Raw genomic sequence first — 2,928 nt, 5'->3', positions numbered from 1 at the left:
CGCACGTACGGATCTGTGAGGGGCTAAGATTGAGAGGTCTTAGTCTACTCGACTGTCAGCTTCACATCGGGGCAACTTGCCCCGAACTTTTACAACTAAATACCCGCCGCACATACAGCGACACACCAAGCAGGAAATCTGAAAAAGGTTGCCTGCTTTTTTCTGCCCAAAATGAGGTGGTAAAACGCCACCCCATCCACCAAGCATAGAAAGGAGGGATACGAAATGCCCTGTCCACACAACGAAATCTCGATTGTTCAGCGTAGCCAACAGCAGTCTGCGGTTGCCGCCGCTGCCTACCAGAGCGGCGAAAAGCTGTTCTGTGAATACGACCAAGAAGTGAAGCACTACCCAGAAAAGCGAGGTATCGTCCACAATGAAATCCTGCTCCCGGCAAATGCCCCGCCGGAGTATGCAGACCGCAATACTTTATGGAACGCCGCCGAAGCTGTGGAGAAACAATGGAACTCCCAGCTTGCAAGGCGGTGGGTGCTTACCATTCCCAGAGAGATACCGCCCGACCAGTACGCTGTCCTTGTCCGGGAGTTCTGCCAGCAACAGTTTGTTTCCAAAGGCATGATTGCTGACTTTGCCATCCATGACCCCCACCCGCCGGGACACAATCCTCACGCCCATGTCCTGCTCACTATGAGGGCAATGGACGAACATGGGAAATGGCTTTCCAAGAGCCGCAAGGTTTATGACCTTGACGAGAACGGGGAACGGATAAAGCTGCCATCCGGCAGGTGGAAAAGCCACAAGGAGGATACGGTGGACTGGAACGACCAGAAGTATTGTGAAATCTGGCGGCATGAATGGGAGGTCATCCAGAACCGCTATCTGGAAGCCAATGACCGCCCGGAGCGTGTGGACTTGCGTTCCTATGCCAGACAGGGGCTTGATATAGTCCCCACTGTCCATGAGGGGGCTGCTGTCCGGCAGATGGAAAAGCGTGGTATCCAGACGAATATCGGAAATCTGAACCGGGAAATCAGAGCCGCCAACAGTCTGATGAAGTCCATCCGGCAGCTTATCCAAAACCTCAAAGGCTGGATTACCGAGCTGGGAGAAAAACGGAAAGAGCTGCTTGCACAAAAAGCGGCGGAGGAAGCGACACTTCTTCCCAATCTGCTGATGAAGTACATGGAGATACGAAAGGAAGAACGGAAGGACTGGACGAGGGCTGGACAAAATCGGGGGACTTCACAGGACTTAAAGGCAGTCAGCGAAGCCCTGTCCTATCTCCGGCAAAAGGGGCTTTCCACTGTGGAGGACTTGGAAGCCTTTCTGGAATCTTCCGGGAAATCAGCCGCAGATTACCGCAGTCAGATGAAGCCAAAGGAAGCCCGAAGCAAAGTGATTGACGGACTGCTTTCTGCCCGGACAGACTGCAAGGAATGTAAGCCTGTCTATGAGAAGTACCAGAAGATATTTTTTAAGAAAACAAAGGAGAAATTCAACCAGGAACACCCGGAGGTTGCCCGGTATGCGAAAGCCGCCGCCTACCTTGCCAAGCACCCGGACGATAAGGACAGCACCCAAAAGAAGCTGCAAGAGGAGCAGGAAACGCTTCTGGAAGAAATTGCAGCCCTGAAAACACCTCTGATCGAGGTACAGGCTGATTTGAAGAAGCTGCGGGACATCCGCTACTGGGTACGGAAAGCCACACCCGGCACAGAGGAAAGCAAAGAGCCGCCCAAGAAGCAGCCCATCAAAGAAGTCTTGCTGGATAAGGCAGACGAGAAAAAAGCACAAAGAACTGCCCCGGCGCAGACAAAACACAAACAACAGGATATGGAACTTTAACAGGCACTTGCCATTTTCAATCAGAGAATGTCAGGTGCTTTTTTGTTTTCAAGGAGGGATAGATTTGAATGTATTTGAAGCTGTGAAGCAGTCCGTCACAACCAGACAGGCTGCGGAGCATTATGGAATCCATGTAGGGCGGAACGGGATGGCTTGCTGCCCGTTCCATCATGATAAAACCCCAAGCATGAAGCTGGATCGGCGTTACCACTGCTTCGGCTGCGGTGCGGATGGGGATGTGATTGATTTTGCCGCCGCCCTGTATGGGCTGGGAAAGAAAGAAGCCGCCGTACAGCTGGCACAGGACTTCGGGCTTTCCTATGAGGACTGGAAACCGCCGGGAAAAGCAAAAAAGCCCAAGCCCCGGCAGAAATCCCCGGAGGAACAGTTTCAGGAAGCAAAAAACCGCTGCTTCCGTATTCTTACCGATTATCTTCACTTGCTTATGGCATGGAGAACGGACTACGCCCCGCACTCCCCGGAGGAAGCCTTTCATCCCCGGTTTGTGGAAGCCTTACAGAAGCAAGACCAAGTGGAATATCTGCTGGATGTGCTGCTCTTTGGGGAAACGGAGGAAAAAGCGGCTTTGATTACGGACTACGGAAAGGATGTGATACAGCTTGAACAGCGAATGGCAGAGCTTGCAGCCGCAGACGCAGCAGGAACTAAAAAACACCATGAACGCCATGCAGCCGCCCCAGAGCATTGAGGAAATCAAGGCGGGGCTGGAAACCACCGAGAAAGGCGGTGTCCGTCAGAGCATCCGGAACTGCCTGACCGTATTCCAGCGTGACCCTCTGCTTTCCGGGGCTATCGCATACAACATCCTAACTGACCGCAAGGACATCATAAAGCCCATCGGCTTCCACAGAGAAAGCACCGCCCTGAATGATACGGATATGAAGTATCTGCTTCTCTATCTGGAAGAAACCTACGGGCTTACCAATGAGAAAAAGATTGATAACGCCATCGGGATTGTGGCGAATGAAAACAAGTACCATCCCATCCGGGACTACCTAAGTGCCCTTGTGTGGGACGGGACAGAACGAATCCGTTTCTGTCTGCGGCACTTTCTGGGGGCTGACGCAGACGATTACACCTATGAAGCGTTGAAGCTGTTCC

General features: G+C 52.5%; 2 protein-coding genes and 1 pseudogene. All 3 read left to right on the top strand.

Annotated features, from left to right (window positions below):
* Positions 1-225: 225 nt before the first annotated feature.
* Complete coding sequence (mobQ, locus tag LJE11_RS18740; protein WP_227296383.1) at positions 226-1,806, top strand: MobQ family relaxase; 1,581 nt, start codon at positions 226-228, stop codon at positions 1,804-1,806.
* A gap of 64 nt (positions 1,807-1,870) precedes the next feature.
* Complete coding sequence (locus LJE11_RS18735; protein ID WP_227296382.1) at positions 1,871-2,515, top strand: CHC2 zinc finger domain-containing protein; 645 nt, start codon at positions 1,871-1,873, stop codon at positions 2,513-2,515.
* Positions 2,484-2,928 (top strand): annotated as a pseudogene (locus LJE11_RS18730) (virulence-associated E family protein); the annotation flags it as partial. The gene LJE11_RS18735 and the pseudogene LJE11_RS18730, both read left to right, overlap by 32 nt.

It is taken from the genome of Blautia sp. DFI.1.216 (assembly GCF_020594215.1).
Lineage (GTDB): Bacteria > Bacillota > Clostridia > Lachnospirales > Lachnospiraceae > Blautia_A > Blautia_A wexlerae.
The sequence above is the reverse complement of the archived record's forward strand: the minus strand, read 5'-3'. Positions and strand labels throughout refer to the sequence as shown.